We start from the raw sequence: 20,250 nt of genomic DNA on the forward strand, positions 1-20,250 counted from the left end.
CCGGCCGTGGCCCACACGTGAACGGCAGGACCATCCCTGCCCGGCCGCTCCGCCGGAGTCTCCTGCTCAGGGTCACTGCCTTCATCCATCGGCACCCGCGGGAACCTCCTGACGAGATGATCGGCTGAATGGTGATCTCCAGGACCATCTCGCCGGCGCGGCTGGACCATAAGCCCCCGAGTCCCGGTGCGCAGCTTTCTCCGAGACTCGCATCAGTGGAGACCGGTGTGTGAAGCCTGTCCCGCTGAGAGGCGTGGCACTCTCGTCGCGAGCACCGTTGGCGGGGAAGGGTGGCGGAGGTGATGGCTGAGTTGAAGTTCGAAACCTTCGTGTGCCCGCACTGTTCGGCCTGCCCAGCCACTGGGCAGGCCCGTACCATCGCCGCCGACCGGCGCCGGGTGACGGTGACGTGGCATCTCCCTTCCTGCCCGCACTACGCCGCCGATCGCGTGTTGGCCGGGAAAGAGGACTAGGTAGTCCCGCCGCAGGTCTGCGCCGACCCTTCCGGCCAACCGCCCCTTTGGGAAAGCGAATTCACGCGGCGGGGGTGGTCGTGTGACGCAGGTCATCGAGAATGCGTCTCGTGGTCCGAGATCGGCGGGGCCCGTGTGGTGCAAGTGGTGCGTGAAGGGCCCTCCGAGCAGGGCATTTCCGCCAGTTGGGGCACGCAGGGGGCACGGCAGGGGCTGAGAGGTCTAGACAATGAAGAAGGCCCAGGTCTGTGACCTGGGCCTTCGTTCAAGAGCGGATGACGGGAATCGAACCCGCGCTATAAGCTTGGGAATCAATGCCACCATCGCGCCGCATGGGGTCCTGACCTGGTGTTTCGCCTGTCGGATTCGCCGTCCGAGGGCTCGCCTGGCGCCAGCGGTGACCGCTGGCCACCGCTCTGAAGGGCACGGTTGGGGCACGCCCTCGACGGCAACGGAGTCGAACGCCTCCCGCTCGGCCACGTTCACCGGCGCGGCCGGCTCACCGCCGCAGGGGTAGGCCCCCCTCCCCGCCGACGGCGCGCAGCGTTACTCCCGGGGGAGTACGGGAAAGTCCGGGACACCCGGGGGAGTAGGGGCGATCTCCTGCGTCGGTGCGACGGAACGGTGCGTCGAAGACGGAACGCTGGATGCAACCGGGCGGGCCATCGGGGCCACCGGTCCGAGTCCATGCGGAGGGGCCCGAGATGGGGCAGACAGGATGTACGGCGCGAACAGGTAGATACCGCAAGGTGGTTCCGTGGGGCGTACTGGCGCTGTGGGTGATCGTGATCGCCGTCGCCGGGTCGTTCGCGGGCAGGCTCGCGGACGTACAGCGTGACCGGACGGCGGACTATCTGCCGTCGGGCGCCGACTCGACACAGGTGGCCAGGCTCCAGGAGAAGCTGCCCGGCGGCGAGGCGACCGGCGTGCTGCTCGTCTACCACCGCGACGGCGGGCTGACCGCCGCCGACCGGGACACCGCCGAACGGCAGATCGCGGGCGTCACGGTCCCGGCGGGCACCACGGATCCCGGTTCCGCCAAGTCCCCCGCCCTGCTCGCCACGTCGAAGGATCCCCGGGACTTCGGCGCGACCCTCCGAGGACCCGGCGTTCCATCCGGAGACGGCACCACTCTCATGTACGCGGTGTCCACGGCCGCGCCCGGCTCGGACGACGCCGCGAAGAAGGCCTTCGTCGAGGATGTCCGGGCTCACGCGCGCGGCGCCGCCGGGCTGACCGCGTGGGTCGGCGGCGACAGCGCCGTCGAAGTCGATGCCAAGGAGGTGTTCGGCTCCATCGACGGGACGCTGATGCTGGCGACCGGCCTGGTGGTGGCCCTGCTCCTGATCCTCACCTACCGCAGCCCGGTGCTCTGGCTGGTGCCGCTGGTGGTGGTCGGGGCGGGGGCCGTCTGCGCGCGGGCCGCCGTGTACGGGCTCGCCTCCGGCTTCGGACTCACCGTGACCAGCCAGAGCGCCGGGATCATGACGGTCTTGGTGTTCGGCGCCGGCACGGACTACGCATTGCTGCTCGTCGCCCGCTACCGTGACGAGCTGCGCCGTACCCCGCTTCCGTACGATGCGATGCGCACCGCGCTGCGCGGTTGCGGGCCGGCCGTGCTGGCCTCCTGTGGGACCGTCGTGGCCGGGTTGGCCTGTCTGCTCGCCGCCGACCTCAACAACATCCGTGGCCTCGGCCCGGTGGGAGCGGTGGGCGTGCTGTGCGCGCTGATCGCGATGATGACGCTGCTGCCGGCGGTCCTGGTGCTGCTCGGACGGCGCGTGTTCTGGCCGTTGATCCCCGCGTACGGCAGCGAACCCAAGCAGCGCGGACCGAACGTCTTCGCCGCGATGGGGAGTTCGGCGGGCAAGCGGCCGGTCGCCGTGCTCGTGACAGGAGTCGTGCTGCTGGGTGCGCTGGCGCTCGGTGTGCTCAACCTGCCCGGGGTGCTCAAGAGGGAGGACAGCTTCACCAGCAAGCCCGAGTCGATCGCCGCCATGGGAACGCTGGCCAAGGCCTTCCCGGACCGTAGCAGCCGGCCCATCGAGGTCATGGCGCCCACCGAAGCCGCCGACCGGATGCTCGCCGGAGCCAGGTCCGTCGAAGGCGTCGCGAGTGCCGAGCGGGGCCGCAGCGGCGGCGGCTGGACCGAGATCGCCGTCACCGCCGAGTCCGCGCCGGAGTCTGCGGGGGAGACCGCCGTCATCGAACGGCTGCGGGCCGAACTCGACGGCGCGCACGTGGGCGGCGCGAGCGCCCGGCAACTCGACCTGGCCACCACCAACTCCCACGACCGCCTGATCGTCATCCCCCTGGTCCTCGCCGCGGTGCTGCTCGTCCTCACCCTGTTGCTGCGCAGCCTGATCGCCCCGCTGCTCCTGGTCGCCGCCGTCGTGCTGGTGTGGGGCGCGGCGCTGGGCATCGGCGGACTGGTCTTCGGCCCGGTGCTGGGCTTCACCGGCGTCGACCCGGGGCTGCCGTTGCTGACCTTCGTCTTCCTGGTCGCCCTCGGCGTCGACTACGGCATCTTCCTGATGCACCGCACCCGCGAGGAGACCCGGGGCGGCGCCGAGCCGAGGCAAGCCGCGCTGATCGCGCTCCGTACCACCGGCGGGGTGATCGCCTCGGCCGGGATCGTCCTGGCGGCGACCTTCGCGGTGCTCGCCTCGCTGCCGCTGGTGATGTTCGTGGAGATGGGCATGGTCGTCGCGATCGGGGTGATCTTGGACACTTTCCTGGTCCGCACGTACTTGGTGACCAGCGCCAGTGTGTTGCTCGGCCGCAGGGTGTGGTGGCCGGGCCGGCCTTCTGGTACCTCGGCCCCGGTTTCCGGACCCGCACTGGAACTGGTCGGCGGCCGGCGATGAGAGCGACGATGTCCGGGTGGCAGAAGTGACCGACCCCCCGAGCGCGGCCGAGCGCGTACTGCGCGTACTGCACCAGGACCCTCTGGCGGCCGCGCACCCGACGCGGAACGACGCGATGATCGCGGCTGGTGTCGCCCTGCTCTGCGGGGCGGTGGCGTACGCCGACACCGCGATGCGACCGGACGGGCTCGGGTGGGCCCTGCTCGCCTGCTCGGCCTTGCTCCTGGCGTGGCGGCGGCGCCACCCGCTCGGGGTGCTGGTCGCGGTCGTCGCCTGCATCGCCCCGTACCAACTGCTCGACAACGCCCACGCCGCCCCCGTGCCGGCCGGCATGCTCGCCCTGTACACCGTGGCCGCCACCGGCACCGTCCGCCGGACGGTGACGGCCGGCGCGTGCGTCGTGGGCTTCGCGGTGACCGCCATGTCGTCCAACGGCGTCCACCGCGCCCTGGACGTACTGCGCACCTCCGGCTGGCTGGTGGCGGCCCTCGTGCTCGGCGTCGCCGTGCGCAACTACCGCAGGTACCTGGCCGAGGAGCGCGCCCGGGCCGGACAGGACGCCGACCGCAAGATCGCGGAGGAGCGTCTGCGCATCGCCCGCGACCTGCACGACCTGCTGGCCCACAGCATCACCCTGATCGGTGTCCGCACCTCGGTCGCCGCCCATGTCCTCGCCGTCGACCCCGACCGGCTCGACCGGGCGGCGGTTGCCGAGGCGCTGGACTCCATCGCCGACACCTGCCGCGAGGCACGCGCGGAGCTCCGCACCACCTTGACCGTGCTCCGCGCCGACGAGCGCGGGCCGCTGCCGGACCTCGCGGGGCTGCCCGATCTGGTCCGTGGGGCCGAGGCGGAACTGACCCTGGACACCGACGGGGCCCATGTCCCGCCGGCCGTGGGGGCCGCCGCCTACCGCATCGTCCAGGAGTCGCTGACCAACGCGGTCCGCCACGCGGGTCCCGGCGCCACCGTCCGGGTCCGTGTGGCGGCGGCCGGCGGCTCCCTCCGCATCACCGTCAGCGACGACGGCCGCGGCCCGGGAGCGGACTCCACCGCTCCGGGTTTCGGCATCGTCGGCATGGGCGAGCGGGCCCGCAGCGTAGGCGGCACCGTACGGACGGGCCCCCGCTCCGGCGGTGGCTTCGAAGTCGCGGCGAGCCTGCCGCTCCCACCCCGTTCCCTGGAGGCATCCGCGTGACCACGCCACCCGTCGGGCACGACCGCGTCATCCGGGTGCTGCTCGCCGACGACCAGACACTCGTACGGTCTGCCTTCGCGATGCTCATCGAATCGGCTCCCGACATGGCGGTCGTCGGACAGGCGGGCAACGGGCGCGAAGCCGTGGAACTCGCCCACTCCGAGCGGGCCGACGTGGTCGTCATGGACATCAGGATGCCGGGCACCGACGGCATCGAGGCGACCCGGCTCATCGCCTCCGCCGAAGACCTGGCCGGGGTGAAGGTCCTGGTCCTCACGACGTACGACACCGACGAGAACGTCGTCGAAGCGCTGCGCTCCGGGGCCTCCGGCTTCCTGGTGAAGGACACCAGGCCGGCCGAACTCCTGGCCGCCATCCGTACGGTGGCCGGCGGCGAGTCGCTCCTTTCACCGGGCCCGACGGCCCGACTGATCGCCCGGGTCCTGCGCACCCCCAGCTCCGCCCCGACCCCCGCCGCCCTCGACCCGCTCTCCGTGCGGGAACGGGAAGTCCTCACCCTCGTGGCCCGGGGCCTCAACAACACCGAGATCGCCGACGCGCTGGCCCTGAGCCCCCTCACGGCGAAGACCCATGTGAGCCGGATCATGGGGAAGTTGGGGATACGCGACCGGGCGCAGCTCGTGATCGTGGCGTACGAGTCGGGGCTCGTCGTTCCCGGAGACTGAGCGCGATGGCGGGTGGTGCACAGGCGGTGATGCGCGGCTCCCGAACAGCTCTGGACAACGAAGAAGGCCCAGGTCGCTGACCTGGGCCTTCTCTCAAGAGCGGATGAAGGGAATCGAACCCGCGCTATAAGCTTGGGAATCACTCGGCACTTGCGAGTGCACATAGCTTCTAACCTGCGAAAATGTTCGCCAAAGGCTCCGCTCTGACTGCCTCGTCGGACCCGTTGTTGTCCGCTGTTTACCGCCCCTACTGGCACGTTGTGGCACGTTATCTACTTGCTCATGAGCGGCCGGCGGGGTGCTGACGGCGTTTCCGGCACGACGCATGGCAGCGTTGTTCCGGCACGGTCCTCCTCCGCTGCCCACGAGGCATGGGCGAGCGAGGGACAGCAACGCCTGGCACGGGTCAGGGTTCGGTGTACACGAGTGTCGATCCACCGACGAAGCGAACGCTATTTTTGGGGATGCTGCGCATAGTCATGTGGTGGTGGGCGCGGCAGGGTGTCGAGCATCGGGGTCCAAGGGCTGCCGATACGGGCCCAGGAGCAGCGCCGCGTCTTCTTCCTTGGCTGCTACCTCGGCGATGGCGTCGTCTGCTTTGAGCCGGATGACGGTGGGTTGCTTGCCGAGCCGTTTTATTTCATCTTGGCGGGCTGGTCGTTGCTGATCCAGTCCGTCGACGGGGACAAGTGTGTTGCGGAAAAGGAACGGGCGCTTGCTCCAGATGAGGATGTCACGGACCCAGCGTCCGTAACCCCGGCTCCACTTGGGTCGCAGGCCGTCGATCTCCCCGCTTGCGACCCGGATGGCTCCGCGGAAAGCGCCGGGTTGCTTTGTCACCCAGCGTTTTCGGCCGTACACAACCACTGCGTAGAAGACGATGACGATGAGGTCGACGCCGAGCACGGCGAGCAGTGCGATCAGCATGTGGGCCTCCAGGGTTGTACTGGAGTCGTTGCGAGGGCAGTGAGCTGGGTGGATCGCCGGTTAGCCTTCGGCGAGCGAGCGAAGTGCTTGCAGGCCGGGCAAGAAGGCGTACGCCCCTCCTCTCACTCGGGTGAACCGGGGCAGGCCACGCAGTGTTTTCCTGATCGGCTTTTTCTGGACGGTCATGTTGTAGGTGCCGTCGTGATCGCCCGCGATCGGATCTTTGTCGTGGTCCAGGCCAAGAAACTTGGGGGCGTTGATCCATTCCTTCTGTACAAACTCGAACTGCCGCTCGAGATCTGCGCAGCCGAAGAAGAGCGCAAGCCCGCGATCCATTCCGTCGTCGGGTGAGCCTTCTGGGAGCAGCGGTCCGTACGGGAGTCCCCAGCGGATCAGCCGTCGCCGCTGGATGTTGCCGATCGTGTCTCGCGGGTTGACGCGTCGGATGTGGGCGCCGATGGGGCAGGCGAGTCCCTGCGGGTCCATCTGCCCGTAGTTGAAGTTGTTGTTGCGTTCCGGATCCGCGACCAGCTCCGGGTCATCGTGGTGGGGCGCCAACACCAGTGGGGCACCACTGCGCCAGCGTCCCAGCAACTTAGCGGCCAGTAGTTCCTGCTCGTCACGCGTGGCAGCGTGGCGCCCCAGGAATTCCCGGAAGGCGATGACATCCTCGTAGAGTCTTCGATAGGCGAGGAAGCTGCCATTGCGGCTGAGCCATTCCGGCTGCGGGAGGGATGGAATGGAGCTGGTTTCGTCGGGATAGCCGAGCACGAACTCGCCGGGCTTGACGGCAGGACCGCAGCCGGGTGGTGGCTCGATTCCGGTTCCCTCGACATAAATCCTGGAGATACCGTCCTGATAACCGAAGTGCTCGCGCCTTGTCTCCGGTAGCGCGACATCGAGTTCGGACAGGATGCGGACGCCGGTTGACGCTATAAGCGAGTGGATTTTCTCGATCTGCTGAGCGCGTTCGGTGAGGTCTGCGCCGAAGAGGAGCAGCAGTGCATGGAGATCGGAGCTTGCCAGGCCGCCAACCCAGTGATCGGGATGGCTTTCTCCATGGTCGCCAAGTTCTTCTGCACGGGCTGGCATGCCTACCCGGAACGCTTCGGGAAAACTCTGGAGCGATGCCTCATCGACGCCCAGCGTGCGCAACCCGTTGCACGTGAGTGCCAGGTGGACACGCGACATGGGCAGCCCGATCACCGGCTCGGCCGAGCACACCTTGTCAACGACCCGCGTGAGGAATGCTCGCGCTTGGTCAGGGTGACGGAATGTGAGGAAGAAGTATTGACCGCAGGGCATGGGAACCGACCCCAGCAGCAAGCCCTGGATTTCGTCGAGCTCAAGGACGAATGACGTATTCTTCAACACGGAACGAACGCCTCGCTCGGCAGTCTGAGTCCACACGGCAATGGGTGAGGGGGCATACGGTTCGAAGAAGCCCGCGGCCACACTCCTCCCGGCGTGCCTCTTGTTCAGAAACACAAGAGGCGCTCCGCAACGAGCTTTCGTCGGTTGCCGTCGGCTACTGGAAGTCCTCCAGTACGGCCTCCATGTTGGTCCGGATGCGCAGCGCTTTTTCGATTTCTGGGCAGGTCACTCCGGGGAAACGGGCGTACGTGAGAAGGTCCGGGACCCTGTGAGACTTCCAAAATTCTATGAACCCCTCACGGTCATTCGGCCCCGGCCAGTCTTCGCAGTAGCGCAAGACTGCATCAAATCCCACTCCGCCGAGAGTGACAGTGTAGAAATCGTCGAGGTAGGGCTCGATGTCGCCGTCGAAATGGCTGGCGAAAAGGAAGGTGTCATCGTTGATGATCGCAACGCGCACGAAATGCACAGTGCCGACCTGCGCAAGCGAACCAGTCGGGTCCTCAATGTTCTTGGCGTTCGCGTCCACTGCTTCGCGAAGCGCGTCCGCCTGTCCCGGCTTGATCTTGGCTATGAGGAGGAACGCCGTCGTGGAAGGCGCCGCGGATGCTTGCGTGGCCTCTGCCTGTTGTGTAGCCATGGCTTCTCCTGCTGATCAACACGGTTGGAGTCGCTCAAATCGTCCAGGCCGACCTTGGCCGACCGGCGCCGATTGCCGCCAACCTAAGCGAGAGAGAAGCGAATTCGTATGCGAACTCAGGCATACAGTCCGGCCCAAGCACGACGCCTGTCTCGCGGTTGGTGACGAGGCTTCGTGATTGCCACACCATTGTACGGCGAGAGGAGGAAGATGAGCAGGTGTGCCAAGGCCGAAAGCGAGCTGCGGCAGGACGGTTGCGGTCTCGTCTTCATCGCGAAGTACGGGACTCCGATCGAGCGGGGGAGTTGCGATGGCTCCGCGTGCACCGGCCAGCTCCTCCACGACCAACCCGGGAAGGCCGTGCCGCTGGGTCTGCCATTGGTGCAGGGACTGGCGGGCCGTCAGGTGCCGGCTGGTGCCGTATGCCTGGGTGGAGAGCAGGTGTCGGTCGGTGACCGGTGGGCGTTCGTGGGCTGGGTTGTCACCGCGGCTCCGTGGGTGTGAGCAGACCATCACAGAGGAGTAGGAGTACCTGGGGCGGTGAGTCCCACCCCTCAGTCGGCGATGCGGGCTGCCCTTTCGCGGAGCTCCTGGGCCTCCGGGACTCCGCTGTATCGGCGCAGGCGTACGCGCATGTCCTGGAGGGCGGCCTGGACCTTGACGGAGCGGATGCCGTCGACGTCGCCTTGGCGCAGGCGGACGCCGCCGAGGTCGGCGAGGACGATGGCGCGGGTGCGGCGGCGGTCTAGGCCGTGGATGTCAAGGGCGAGGTGGAGGTGTTCCTCCGCGGCGTCGAGGTCGCCGAGGCGGGAGAGGATCATGCCGGATTCGTGCGCCCAGCGGCCGGGGGAGTAGTGCGCGGCTTAGGAGTCTCCGCCCGCGGCTGCCGGCTTGCCGATGGCCGCCTCGGGCCGGACCGCCCGGGTGAGGTGATCCCCACAGGGGCGCGACAGCAATCTGACGCCCCGTTAGGGCAGTTATGGCACGCGAATGGCACGCGGGCCTCGATAGGTCTGGACAACGAAGAAGGCCCAGGTCGCTGACCTGGGCCTTCTCTCAAGAGCGGATGACGGGAATCGAACCCGCGCTATAAGCTTGGGAAGCTCATGTTCTACCATTAAACTACATCCGCACAGCGGGCCAGTTGCCTGGATCCCTGGCTTCGCTCACTCTACCTCATGATCGACCCCCGGTGAATTTGCCGCGGGGTCGTTGTCATGTGTGGCGTACACCGGGGCGTGTGGGCGCGGGAGTTGGGGCGTACCGTGTGGGTGCGGAGCGGCGGCTGGAGTGGGTGCCGATCATCCCCTAATGTGGCGATTCGTCGTAGTACGGCTCGTTGGGGAAAGGGACTCGATGGAGCACACCGTCGTCCGTTGTGCCGAAGGGCACGTTTTCAGTACCGCCTCCTTCCCGCTGCAGCACCTCGGTGCCGGCCGGATCGGGCCCGGGCGGCTGCTGCGGTGTCCGCGGTGTGCGCGGTTGCGGCACGCCGTGCCCGTGGGTGGCGCGAAGCGGTAGTCGCCGGGGCGGGCGCGCGGGTCGTCGCTCTCGATTGGGGGTGGCCCGCGCGCTCTGCGTATCCTCGGGACGTGCTTCTCTCTGATAAAGACATCCGGGCCGAGATCGACAGCGGACGGGTTCGCATCGACCCGTTCGAGGAATCGATGGTGCAGCCCTCCAGCATCGATGTACGTCTCGACCGGTTTTTCCGGGTGTTCGAGAACCACCGCTACGCCCACATCGATCCGGCGATCGAGCAGGCGGACCTGACCCGGATGGTCGAGCCGGAGGGCGACGAGGCGTTCATCCTCCACCCCGGTGAATTCGTCCTCGCCTCGACGTACGAGGTCATCTCGCTGCCCGACGACATCGCCTCCAGACTGGAGGGGAAGTCCAGCCTGGGCCGCCTCGGCCTGGTGACGCACTCGACCGCCGGGTTCATCGACCCCGGGTTCTCGGGTCACGTGACCCTGGAGCTGTCGAACCTCGCCACCCTGCCGATCAAGCTCTGGCCGGGCATGAAGATCGGGCAGCTGTGCATGTTCCGGCTCAGCTCGCCTGCCGAGTTCCCGTACGGCAGCGAGCGCTACGGGTCCAGGTACCAGGGGCAGCGCGGGCCGACCGCCTCGCGCTCCTTCCAGAACTTCCACCGCACTCAGGTGAGGCACGAGGCATGAGCGACGTACGCGAGAACCTGACCTACGACGGTTTCGGGCGCGCCGTGCGCGAGCTGGCGCAGACGATCGCCGACGACGGCTACGAGCCCGACATCATCCTGAGCATCGCCCGCGGCGGGGTGTTCGTCGCCGGCGGCCTGGCGTACGCGCTCGACTGCAAGAACATCCACCTGGTGAACGTGGAGTTCTACACCGGCGTCGGCACCACGCTGGAGATGCCGGTCATGCTGGCCCCCGTGCCCGAGGCGATCGACTTCACCGACAAGAAGGTCCTCATCGCCGATGACGTGGCCGACACCGGCAAGACGCTGAAGCTCGTCCACGACTTCTGCCTGGGCCACGTCGCCGAGGTGCGCTCCGCCGTCGTCTACGAGAAGTCCCACTCCCTCGTGAAGTGCGAGTACGTGTGGAAGAAGACCGACGAGTGGATCAACTTCCCCTGGTCGGTCGAGCCGCCCGTCGTCAAGCGTGAGGGCCAGGTCCTCGACGCCTAGGCCGCCTCGACCTGGCCGACAGCATGCAGAGGGCCCGCCGCGCGGAGAGTGCGCGGCGGGCCCTTTCGTGTGCGGGTGCGTGTGCGGGGCCGGGCTAGATCGTGCCCAGCTTGATGATCGACAGCAGCGCGACCAGCTGGATCGAGGACGCGCCCAGGGCCTTCGCCCACGGCAGGTCGTGCGACTTGCTGATCAGCGAGGTGAACAGGGCTCCGGCCGCGACCCACGTGGCCCAGCCCAGCACCTGTACGACCATGTTGTCGCCGCCGAGGAACACGGCGAACAGCAGGCGCGGCGCGTCCGTGATGGACATGACCAGCATCGACAGGCCCACCGTCGGCTGCCACGAGCCGTCGCCGCCCAGCTGGCGGGCCAGGGTGTGCGTGACCGCGCCCAGGACCAGGCCGCAGATGACGAAGGCCACGCCGGCGGACAGGACGATCGGGACGGCCTTCGGCACGGTCGCGTTGATGACGTCCTCGCGGGCGTCGTCGAGGCCGAAGACCGCGAGCAGCCCGTAGAGGAAGGTCACGATCAGCGCGGGACCCCAGACGGCGTAGTCGCGCATCTGCAGGAAGGTCTGCCCCGGCCGCGTCACGATGCCGCGGAGCAGTTCCTTCCACGGCAGCCGCGGCCCGGACGGCACCGCCGAGGCCGCGCCCGCCTGGTAGGTCGCGCCCTGGCCGTACGGGTCCTCGCCGACGGCGAAGACCTGGGTGTGCCCCGGGTTGTCGTTGTAGCCCCCGCCCCCGTGGCCTCCGTGGCCGTACGGGGGCTGCTGCGCGTGCGGCTGCTGCTGCCCGTACGGGTCGAAGTACTCCGGCTCGCCGTGACCTCCCGCGCCCGGCTGCGGCCACTGCTGCTGCGGTGGCGGGCCGCCGACGGGAGGGTAGGGCGGCTGGCCGTACGGCGGCGGTTGCTGCTGCTGACCGTACGACTGCTGCTGCTGCGGGGGTTGTTGCGGAGAGCGGTTGTTGTCCCTGCCGCGTCCGATCCTGAATCCAGCCACGTGATCGAACGTACCTGGTCCGGCGAGCATCGGTGGACGGGCAGCCGGAACAGCCACCCTTTGCGGCTGACCTGTGACATCCCTTAGGGGATCCCGGAGGGGCTGTCCCCACCCCGTGTCCGATCATGCCGCGTGTCCGATTTACAAGGCTGCGTTGTGTTCTGCGGCGTTCCGTTACGTTCTCGACGGAATAACCACATATCGGGTCCGTAGCTTCGTACTCGTCGCCACCACGCAGGACGAACGAGCACGAACGAGCACGAGATACGAGACACGAGAAGAGCTCACACCATGCGCAACACCCGCCGAACCACCCTCCGCAGCGCCGCCGTCGTCGCCGGCGCGGCCACCGTCCTGGCCCTCCCGGTCGGGTCCGCCTTCGCGGACTCGCAGGCCGTACCGGAGCCCCGGCCGTCGGCGGACCCGTCCGTGCGGCCGTCCGTCAAGCCGGCCCCGAGCGTCGTCCGCGCGTACGTCACGACCGTGAAGCTGGCGGACGGGTCCGTCGCCAAGGTCTACAAGATCGGCGGCAGTTACTTCGAGGCGGACATCTTCGCGGGCTCCACGAAGCTGGACACGCTGGTCGGCAAGGGCGGCGCCGCCTCATACGGGCAGAACAACGGCCTGCACGTCGTGCTCCAGCCGAACGGCACCGTCACCTCCTGGATGGACGGCGCGCCGAAGCCGAAGCCGAAGCCGAAGCCGAAGCCGAAGCCGAAGCCGAAGCCCGCGCCCGAGAAGGAGATCAGGAAGGAGAGCTCGGTGCGGATCAGCATGCCCGACGGGCGGATCGCCAAGCTCGCGGACGGCCCGAACGGCAAGCGCGTCGAGATCTCCACGCCGAGGGGCCGCGCCCTCGCCACGATCGACCTGCGGCGTCCGAGCGTCCACCACGACGGCTGGACGTACAAGCTGGTCCAGGACGGCAAGCGCGTGAAGTTCGTCGTCATCGACGGCAAGGGCGGCGGGGACAGCTGGGTGTACGACTTCGACGCCAGGCTGATCGAGAAGTGCACGGTCGACCCGGCGGGGCCCGACGCCCCGAGGCTGGTCGCCTCGGGCGGCGGCACGGCCGCGGCGGGTGCGTCCGGGCTGGGCTTCGCCATGCTGAGCGGCCAGGGCTGAGCCCCTCCCGTCCCCGTACGACGGAACGGCCGGTCCCCCGGGTGGGGGACCGGCCGTTCCGGCGCTGCGGGTGTCCTGCGTCCTGCGTCCTACTTGGTCTCGGCCTCGGGCTTCGTCTCGGCCGCCTCGGATTCTTCGGCCGCTGCCTCCGGCTTGACCTCTTCAGCGGCCTCCGGCTCGGCGTCCGGCTCGGCTTCCGGCTTCGCGTCGGCCTGCTCGGCCTCGGTCTCAGCTGCGGCCTCGGCCTCGGTCTTGACCTCCGGCTCCGCCTCCGGCTCCGCCTCGGCTTCCGCCTTGGCTTCGGCTTCCGCCTTGGCCTCGGCTTCCGCCTCGGCCTCGGCCTCTGCCTTCGCCTTGGCTTCCGCCTCCGCCGCAGCCTTCGCGGCAGCGGCAGCGGCAGCGGCTTCCGCCTCGGCCTCCGCCGCGAGCGCGGCCAGCTCGGCCTCCGTCGGGCCCGGTGTCTTCACCGAGTCGAGCAGCAGCTGTGCCACGTCGACGACCTGGACGTGTTCCTTGGCCTGGCCGTCGTTCTTCTTGCCGTTCACCGAGTCGGTGAGCATCACGAGGCAGAAGGGGCAGGCGGTGGAGACGATGTCCGGGTTCAGGGACAGGGCCTCGTCGACGCGCTCATTGTTGATGCGCTTGCCGATCCGCTCCTCCATCCACATCCGCGCGCCACCGGCGCCGCAGCAGAAGCCCCGCTCCTTGTGGCGGTGCATCTCCTGCTGCCGCAGCCCCGGCACGGCCGACATGATCTCGCGCGGCGGCGTGTAGACCTTGTTGTGCCGGCCCAGGTAGCACGGGTCGTGGTACGTGATCAGGCCGTCGACCGGCGTGACCGGCGTGAGGCGGCCCTCGTCGATCAGGTGCTGGAGCAGCTGCGTGTGGTGGATGACCTCGTACTCGCCGCCCAGCTGCGGGTACTCGTTCGCGATGGTGTTGAAGCAGTGCGGGCAGGTCGAGACGATCCGCTTCGCCGACTTCGGCTTCTTCGTCGACGGGTCCTCGTCGTCCTCGCCGAAGGCCATGTTCAGCATGGCCACGTTCTCCTGGCCCAGCTGCTGGAACAGCGGCTCGTTGCCGAGGCGGCGCGGCGAGTCACCGGTGCACTTCTCGTCGCCGCCCATGATCGCGAACTTGACGCCCGCGATGTTCAGCAGCTCCGCGAAGGCCTTCGTGGTCTTCTTGGCCCGGTCCTCCAGGGCGCCGGCGCAGCCGACCCAGTAGAGGTAGTCGAACTCGGAGAGGTCCTCCGCGTCCTTGCCGATGATCGGGACCTCGAAGTCCACCTCCTTGGTCCACTCGACGCGCTGCTTCTTCGCCAGGCCCCAGGGGTTGCCCTTCTTCTCCAGGTTCTTGAGCATCGTGCCCGCCTCCGACGGGAACGCGCTCTCGATCATCACCTGGTAGCGGCGCATGTCGACGATGTGGTCGATGTGCTCGATGTCGACCGGGCACTGCTCCACGCACGCACCGCAGGTGGTGCAGGACCACAGCACGTCCGGGTCGATGACGCCGTTCTCCTCGGCGGTGCCGATCAGCGGGCGTTCGGCCTCCGCGAGGGCGGCGGCCGGGACGCCGGCGAGCTGCTCCGCCGTGGCCTTCTCGTTGCCCTCCATGTCCTTGCCGCCACCGGCGAGCAGGTACGGGGCCTTGGCGTGCGCGTGGTCGCGCAGCGACATGATGAGCAGCTTGGGGGACAGCGGCTTGCCCGTGTTCCAGGCCGGGCACTGCGACTGGCAGCGACCGCACTCGGTGCACGTGGAGAAGTCGAGGATGCCCTTCCAGGAGAACTGCTCGACCTGGGAGACGCCGAAGTTGTCGTCCTCGCCCGGGTCCTCGAAGTCGATCTCCTTGCCGCCCGAGGTCATCGGCTGCAGGGCGCCGAGGGCCGTGGAGCCGTCCGCGTTCCGCTTGAACCAGATGTTCGGGAAGCCGAGGAAGCGGTGCCAGGCGACACCCATGTTGGTGTTGAGGGAGACCGTGATCATCCAGGTGAAGGACGTGACGATCTTGAGTGCCGCGAAGAAGTACGTCAGGTGCTGGAGCGTGCTCAGGCTCAGCCCGTCGAAGGCGGCGATCATCGGGTACGAGGCGAAGAAGCCCGGCTCCCAGCCGTCGACGCCGTGCAGCGCGCCCTCAAGCGCGCGCAGCGTCATGATGCAGACGCCGACGATCAGGATGACGGCCTCGACGAAGTACGCCTGGCCCGTCTTGGAGCCCGTGAAGCGGGACTTGCGTCCCGCCGCGCCCGGCCGGCTCAGCTGCCGGATCACGATCAGGGTGACGATGCCGAGCACGGTCATCAGGCCGAGGAACTCGGTGAAGATCTCGTACGGCAGCCAGTCACCGATGATCGGGATCAGCCAGTCGGCCTGGAAGAGCTGGCCGAAGGCGTTGACGATCGTCAGCAGCAGTGAGAAGAAGCCCACCGCCACGAACCAGTGCGCGAAGCCGACGATGCCCCAGCGGTTCATGCGGGTGTGGCCGAGGAACTCCTTGACCAGGGTGATGGTGCGCTGCGTGGGATCGCCGGTGCGCGTGCCCGCGGGCACTGGCTGGCCGAGTCGCACGAAACGGTAGATCTGCACGGTGGCACGGCCGAACAGCGCGACGGCCACCACCGTGATGACCAGCGACACGATGATCGCGGCGAGTTGCATGGAAGGGCTCCTCGGGCGGCACTTACTAAGCGGTAACTTATGAAGTCAAGGCTTGAGGTTACCCATTCCCGACGCCGCAATGTAGCCGAGCGTGCGGTGATCTGTGTCGCTCAGGCGACCCTTTGCCGGTACGCCGCGCGCGGGGTCTGCGCCAGGATCGCGAGGTCCATCCCGAGCCAGTGGTTCTCCACATAATGCCGGTCGAGCAGGGCCATCTCCTCCCAGGGGAGGTCCGAACGCGCGCTGACCTGCCACAACCCGGTCATTCCGGGGCGCACGAGGAGCCGCTCGGGGCGGTCTGTGCGGGCCTCCGGGCGCGGCCCGACCAGCGACATCTCGCCGCGGAGCACGTTCAGCAGCTGCGGGAGGCCGTCGAGGGCGCAGCGGTCCAGGGCCGCGCCGATCCGGCCGGCCCCGTCGTCGGTGCGCAGCCGCCAGGTCCGGAAGGGCCGCCCGGCCAGGCCCGCCGCCGGCTCCCGTACGAAGGGGCGGCCGCCCTGGGTCGCGTAGAGCAGGGCGGTGATCGCCGTGAGCGGCAGGCCGAGCACTGCGAGCAGCATCACTGCCCCGACGAGGTCGAACACCCGCTTCGCCGGCGGGACGGCGGGGACCCGTACCCGCGGAGCGGTGAGTGTGAGGGGCATGCCAGCACGCTGCCGTATGCCTCCGGCGGTCTTGCGGTGGCGCGCGGCTGCGGTGACCCGTTCGGCTGCAGCGCCGCTGCCGGGGGGCCGGCTCCCCGGACCCCCGCGCCTCAAGCGCCGGCGGGGCTGTTTCCCAGGGTTGCGCGTAAGTGGCGGCTAAAGGTTGAGCCGACTCGACTCAGCTCTGTTGACGCAAGCGAAGCGATGCGGCATGGTTGAGTCTGTTCCACTCAAGTCAGCTGGAGGAATTGAAATGGCACGTGCGGTCGGCATCGACCTGGGCACCACTAACTCCGTCGTCAGCGTTCTGGAAGGCGGCGAGCCCACCGTCATCACCAACGCCGAGGGCGCCAGGACCACGCCGTCCGTCGTCGCCTTCGCCAAGAACGGCGAGGTCCTCGTCGGCGAGGTGGCCAAGCGCCAGGCGGTCACGAACGTGGACCGGACCATCCGCTCCGTCAAGCGCCACATGGGCACTGACTGGAAGATCAACCTGGATGGCAAGGACTTCAACCCGCAGCAGATGAGCGCCTTCATCCTGCAGAAGCTGAAGCGCGACGCCGAGGCGTACCTGGGTGAGAAGGTCACGGACGCGGTCATCACCGTCCCGGCCTACTTCAACGACTCCGAGCGTCAGGCGACGAAGGAGGCCGGCGAGATCGCGGGCCTGAACGTCCTGCGCATCGTCAACGAGCCGACGGCCGCCGCCCTGGCCTACGGCCTCGACAAGGACGACCAGACCATTCTCGTCTTCGACCTCGGTGGCGGCACCTTCGACGTGTCGCTCCTGGAGATCGGCGACGGCGTCGTCGAGGTGAAGGCCACCAACGGTGACAACCACCTCGGTGGTGACGACTGGGACCAGCGCGTCGTCGACTACCTGGTGAAGCAGTTCGCCAACGGTCACGGCGTCGACCTGTCCAAGGACAAGATGGCGCTCCAGCGTCTGCGCGAGGCCGCCGAGAAGGCGAAGATCGAGCTGTCCTCCTCCACGGAGACCACGATCAACCTGCCCTACATCACGGCTTCCGCCGAGGGCCCGCTGCACCTGGACGAGAAGCTCACGCGCGCCCAGTTCCAGCAGCTGACCGCGGACCTGCTCGACCGCTGCAAGACCCCGTTCCACAACGTCATCAAGGACGCCGGCATCCAGCTGTCCGAGATCGACCACGTGGTCCTGGTCGGCGGCTCCACCCGTATGCCGGCCGTCGCCGAGCTCGTCAAGGAGCTCACCGGCGGTCAGGACGCCAACAAGGGCGTCAACCCGGACGAGGTCGTCGCCATCGGCGCCACCCTCCAGGCCGGTGTGCTCAAGGGTGAGGTCAAGGACGTCCTGCTCCTCGACGTGACCCCGCTGTCCCTCGGTATCGAGACCAAGGGCGGCATCATGACCAAGCTGATCGAGCGCAACACCACGATCCCGACGAAGCGCTCCGAGATCTTCACGACGGCCGAGGACAACCAGCCGTCCGTGCAGATCCAGGTCTACCAGGGCGAGCGCGAGATCGCGGCGTACAACAAGAAGCTCGGCATGTTCGAGCTGACGGGCCTGCCCCCGGCCCCGCGTGGCGTCCCGCAGATCGAGGTCTCCTTCGACATCGACGCGAACGGCATCATGCACGTCACGGCCAAGGACCTTGGCACGGGCAAGGAGCAGAAGATGACCGTCACCGGTGGCTCCTCGCTCGGCAAGGACGAGGTCGACCGCATGCGCCAGGAGGCGGAGCAGTACGCGGACGAGGACCTGCGCCGCAAGGAGGCGGCCGAGTCCCGCAACCAGGGCGAGCAGCTCGTCTACCAGACGGAGAAGTTCGTCAAGGACAACGAGGACAAGGTCCCGGCCGACGTCAAGACCGAGGTCGAGTCCGCCATCGCCGAGCTGAAGGAGTCGCTCAAGGGCGAGGACACGGCCGAGATCCGCACCGCGACGGAGAAGCTCGCCGCGGTCAGCCAGAAGCTCGGCCAGGCCATCTACGCCGACGCGCAGGCCGCCCAGGCCGCCGGCGGCGCCGGTGACGCGGGCCAGGCCAAGGCCGACGACGACGTCGTCGACGCCGAGATCGTCGACGACGAGAAGCCGAAGGGCGGCGCTGCCTGATGTCGGAGGAGACCCCGGGCTTCGACGAGAAGCCCGAAGTCCCCGACGCCGGTCAGAACGACGCTGAGCCGAAGGCCGCCGACTCCGCCAAGGAGGAGGCGGCCCCGGCCGGGGACGCAAGCCAGGACGTGGCGCTGCTGGCGCAGCTGGACCAGGCCCGTACCGCGCTCTCCGAGCGCACCGCGGACCTCCAGCGGCTCCAGGCCGAGTACCAGAACTACCGCCGCCGGGTGGAGCGGGACCGGATCACCGTCAAGGAGATCGCGGTCGCGTCCCTCCTGACGGAGCTGCTCCCGACCCTGGACGACATCGGCCGGGCGCGGGAGCATGGCGAGCTGGTCGGCGGCTTCAAGTCGGTGGCCGAATCGCTGGAGACCGTCGCCGCCAAGATGGGCCTGCAGCAGTTCGGCAAGGAGGGCGAGCCCTTCGACCCGACGATCCACGAGGCCCTGATGCACTCGTACGCGCCGGACATCACCGAGGACACCTGCGTGGCGATCCTGCAGCCGGGGTACCGGATCGGCGAGCGTACGATCCGTCCCGCACGGGTCGCGGTGGCCGAGCCCCAGCCGGGCGCGGCCCCCAAGTCCGAGTCCACGGAGGGCGAAGCGCCGGACGGCTTGGACGCGGATGCCCCCGACAAGGGCTGATGCAGCACACGTAGAAGCACGGGAGGAGGGACACCGGGGATGAACACGAAGGACTTCGTCGAGAAGGACTACTACAAGGTCCTCGGTGTCCCGAAGGACGCCACCGAGGCCGAGATCAAGAAGGCGTACCGGAAGCTCGCTCGCGAGTTCCACCCGGACGCCAACAAGGGCGACGCCTCCGCCGAGGAGCGCTTCAAGGAGATCTCCGAGGCGAACGACATCCTCGGCGACGCCAAGAAGCGCAAGGAGTACGACGAGGCGCGCGCCCTGTTCGGCAACGGTGGCTTCCGCCCCGGGCCGGGCGGCGGCGGCTCGTTCAACTTCGACCTCGGCGACCTCTTCGGAGGTCAGCAGCAGGGCGCCGGCCAGGCCGGCGGCTTCGGCGGCGGCCTGGGTGACGTCTTCGGCGGCCTCTTCAACCGCGGCGCCGGCCCCGGTGCGGGCACCCGTACCCAGCCGCGCCGCGGCCAGGACATCGAGTCGGAGGTCACCCTCTCCTTCACGGAGGCGGTGGACGGGGCCACGGTCCCGCTCCGGATGTCCTCCCAGGCCCCCTGCAAGGCCTGTTCGGGCACCGGCGACAAGAACGGCACCCCCAGGGTGTGCCCGACCTGTGTCGGCACCGGCCAGGTCTCGCGGGGCAGCGGCGGCGGCTTCTCGCTGACCGACCCCTGTGCGGACTGCAAGGGCCGCGGTCTGATCGCGGAGACCCCCTGCGAGGTCTGCAAGGGCAGCGGGCGCGCCCGCAGCTCCCGCACCATGCAGGTCCGGATCCCGGCGGGCGTCTCCGACGGCCAGCGGATCCGGCTGCGCGGCAAGGGTGCGCCGGGCGAGCGCGGCGGTCCCGGCGGTGACCTCTACGTGGTCGTGCACGTCGGTTCCCACCCGGTGTTCGGCCGCAAGGACGACAACCTGACGGTGACCGTGCCCGTGACGTTCGCGGAGGCGGCGCTGGGGGCCGAGATCAAGGTCCCGACCCTGAACGGCCCCTCGGTGACGCTGAAGCTGCCGCCGGGCACCCCCAACGGGCGCACCATGCGGGCCCGCGGCAAGGGTGCGGCCCGCAAGGACGGCACCCGCGGCGACCTGCTGGTCACGGTGGAGGTCGCGGTCCCGACCGAGCTGTCCGACAAGGCCCGCGAGGCCCTGGAGATGTACCGCGAGGCGACGGAGTCGCAGGACCCGCGCTCCGCGCTGTTCGAGTCCGCGAAGGGAGCATGAC

Annotated in this window: 16 protein-coding genes and 1 tRNA gene; 9 read left to right on the forward strand and 8 right to left on the reverse strand. The window is 68.7% G+C overall.

All coding sequences use genetic code 11. The features are described 5' to 3' along the window. Positions 1 to 1,177: 1,177 nt before the first annotated feature. From ACZ4YL_RS38390 to ACZ4YL_RS38400, 3 genes are read left to right on the forward strand one after another with little or no spacing between them, the layout of a single operon-like run. Positions 1,178 to 3,340, forward strand: coding sequence for an MMPL family transporter (locus tag ACZ4YL_RS38390; protein WP_468122911.1), 2,163 nt, complete (start codon positions 1,178 to 1,180; stop codon positions 3,338 to 3,340). 16 nt (positions 3,341 to 3,356) lie between these two features. Beyond that, entirely contained in the window at positions 3,357 to 4,538 is a 1,182-nt protein-coding gene (locus tag ACZ4YL_RS38395) for a sensor histidine kinase (protein ID WP_468122912.1), read from the forward strand. Then, on the forward strand, positions 4,535 to 5,224 hold the full coding sequence (locus tag ACZ4YL_RS38400; RefSeq protein WP_468122914.1) for a response regulator: 690 nt from the start codon (positions 4,535 to 4,537) through the stop codon (positions 5,222 to 5,224). The genes ACZ4YL_RS38395 and ACZ4YL_RS38400 overlap by 4 nt, the downstream gene beginning before the upstream one ends. A gap of 477 nt (positions 5,225 to 5,701) precedes the next feature. Here the strand turns inward: ACZ4YL_RS38400 and ACZ4YL_RS38405 are convergent, their stop codons facing one another. From ACZ4YL_RS38405 to ACZ4YL_RS38425, 5 genes are all read right to left on the reverse strand, one after another. Continuing rightward, entirely contained in the window at positions 5,702 to 6,151 is a 450-nt protein-coding gene (locus ACZ4YL_RS38405) for a hypothetical protein (protein ID WP_468122916.1), read from the reverse strand. A gap of 60 nt (positions 6,152 to 6,211) precedes the next feature. After that, positions 6,212 to 7,525 carry a Dyp-type peroxidase gene (locus ACZ4YL_RS38410; RefSeq protein ID WP_468122918.1) on the reverse strand — a complete coding sequence of 438 codons (1,314 nt, stop codon included), beginning with the start codon at positions 7,523 to 7,525 and terminating at the stop codon, positions 6,212 to 6,214. A gap of 154 nt (positions 7,526 to 7,679) precedes the next feature. Continuing rightward, entirely contained in the window at positions 7,680 to 8,165 is a 486-nt protein-coding gene (locus tag ACZ4YL_RS38415) for a hypothetical protein (protein ID WP_468122920.1), read from the reverse strand. A gap of 554 nt (positions 8,166 to 8,719) precedes the next feature. Further along, entirely contained in the window at positions 8,720 to 8,986 is a 267-nt protein-coding gene (locus ACZ4YL_RS38420; protein ID WP_468122921.1) for a hypothetical protein, read from the reverse strand. A gap of 240 nt (positions 8,987 to 9,226) precedes the next feature. After that, positions 9,227 to 9,297, reverse strand: a tRNA-Gly gene (locus ACZ4YL_RS38425). 460 nt (positions 9,298 to 9,757) lie between these two features. Between ACZ4YL_RS38425 and dcd the strand changes: the two genes are divergently transcribed. Both dcd and ACZ4YL_RS38435 read left to right on the forward strand, forming a co-directional pair. Further along, positions 9,758 to 10,345, forward strand: a complete 588-nt coding sequence (dcd, locus tag ACZ4YL_RS38430; RefSeq protein ID WP_030009868.1) for a dCTP deaminase — start codon at positions 9,758 to 9,760, stop codon at positions 10,343 to 10,345. Further along, positions 10,342 to 10,839 (forward strand): phosphoribosyltransferase, encoded by a 498-nt coding sequence (locus ACZ4YL_RS38435; protein ID WP_030009869.1) that lies wholly within the window; start codon positions 10,342 to 10,344, stop codon positions 10,837 to 10,839. Before dcd ends, ACZ4YL_RS38435 begins: the two co-directional genes overlap by 4 nt. A gap of 94 nt (positions 10,840 to 10,933) precedes the next feature. Here ACZ4YL_RS38435 and ACZ4YL_RS38440 read toward each other — a convergent pair whose 3' ends face one another. Continuing rightward, positions 10,934 to 11,848, reverse strand: coding sequence for a Yip1 family protein (locus tag ACZ4YL_RS38440; RefSeq protein WP_468122923.1), 915 nt, complete (start codon positions 11,846 to 11,848; stop codon positions 10,934 to 10,936). 291 nt (positions 11,849 to 12,139) lie between these two features. On the opposite strand from ACZ4YL_RS38440, the gene ACZ4YL_RS38445 reads away from it, so the two are divergent. Further along, positions 12,140 to 12,973, forward strand: coding sequence for a hypothetical protein (locus ACZ4YL_RS38445; protein ID WP_468122925.1), 834 nt, complete (start codon positions 12,140 to 12,142; stop codon positions 12,971 to 12,973). A gap of 89 nt (positions 12,974 to 13,062) precedes the next feature. On the opposite strand, the gene ACZ4YL_RS38450 is transcribed toward ACZ4YL_RS38445, so the two are convergent. Continuing rightward, the gene (locus ACZ4YL_RS38450; RefSeq protein WP_468122926.1) at positions 13,063 to 15,636 is read right to left on the reverse strand and encodes a (Fe-S)-binding protein; all 2,574 of its coding nucleotides are present in this window, start codon (positions 15,634 to 15,636) and stop codon (positions 13,063 to 13,065) included. Between the two features lie 110 nt (positions 15,637 to 15,746). Continuing rightward, the gene (locus ACZ4YL_RS38455) at positions 15,747 to 16,280 is read right to left on the reverse strand and encodes a sugar transferase (RefSeq protein WP_468122928.1); all 534 of its coding nucleotides are present in this window, start codon (positions 16,278 to 16,280) and stop codon (positions 15,747 to 15,749) included. A 253-nt stretch (positions 16,281 to 16,533) separates the two neighbouring features. Here ACZ4YL_RS38455 and dnaK point away from each other — a divergent pair, with 253 nt between their 5' ends. Genes dnaK through dnaJ form a run of 3 tightly spaced genes read left to right on the forward strand, consistent with a single transcriptional unit; the run spans position 16,534 to position 20,249 of the window. Continuing rightward, a complete protein-coding gene (gene dnaK / locus ACZ4YL_RS38460; RefSeq protein WP_468122929.1) occupies positions 16,534 to 18,378 on the forward strand; it encodes a molecular chaperone DnaK in 1,845 nt (614 codons plus the stop codon). Then, the gene (gene grpE / locus ACZ4YL_RS38465; protein WP_301368620.1) at positions 18,378 to 19,028 is read left to right on the forward strand and encodes a nucleotide exchange factor GrpE; all 651 of its coding nucleotides are present in this window, start codon (positions 18,378 to 18,380) and stop codon (positions 19,026 to 19,028) included. Before dnaK ends, grpE begins: the two co-directional genes overlap by 1 nt. A gap of 39 nt (positions 19,029 to 19,067) precedes the next feature. Beyond that, complete coding sequence (dnaJ, locus tag ACZ4YL_RS38470; protein WP_468122930.1) at positions 19,068 to 20,249, forward strand: molecular chaperone DnaJ; 1,182 nt, start codon at positions 19,068 to 19,070, stop codon at positions 20,247 to 20,249. The last annotated feature ends 1 nt before the right edge of the window (position 20,250 follow it).

The sequence above is a fragment of the Streptomyces sp. NPDC030021 genome (genome assembly GCF_055574035.1).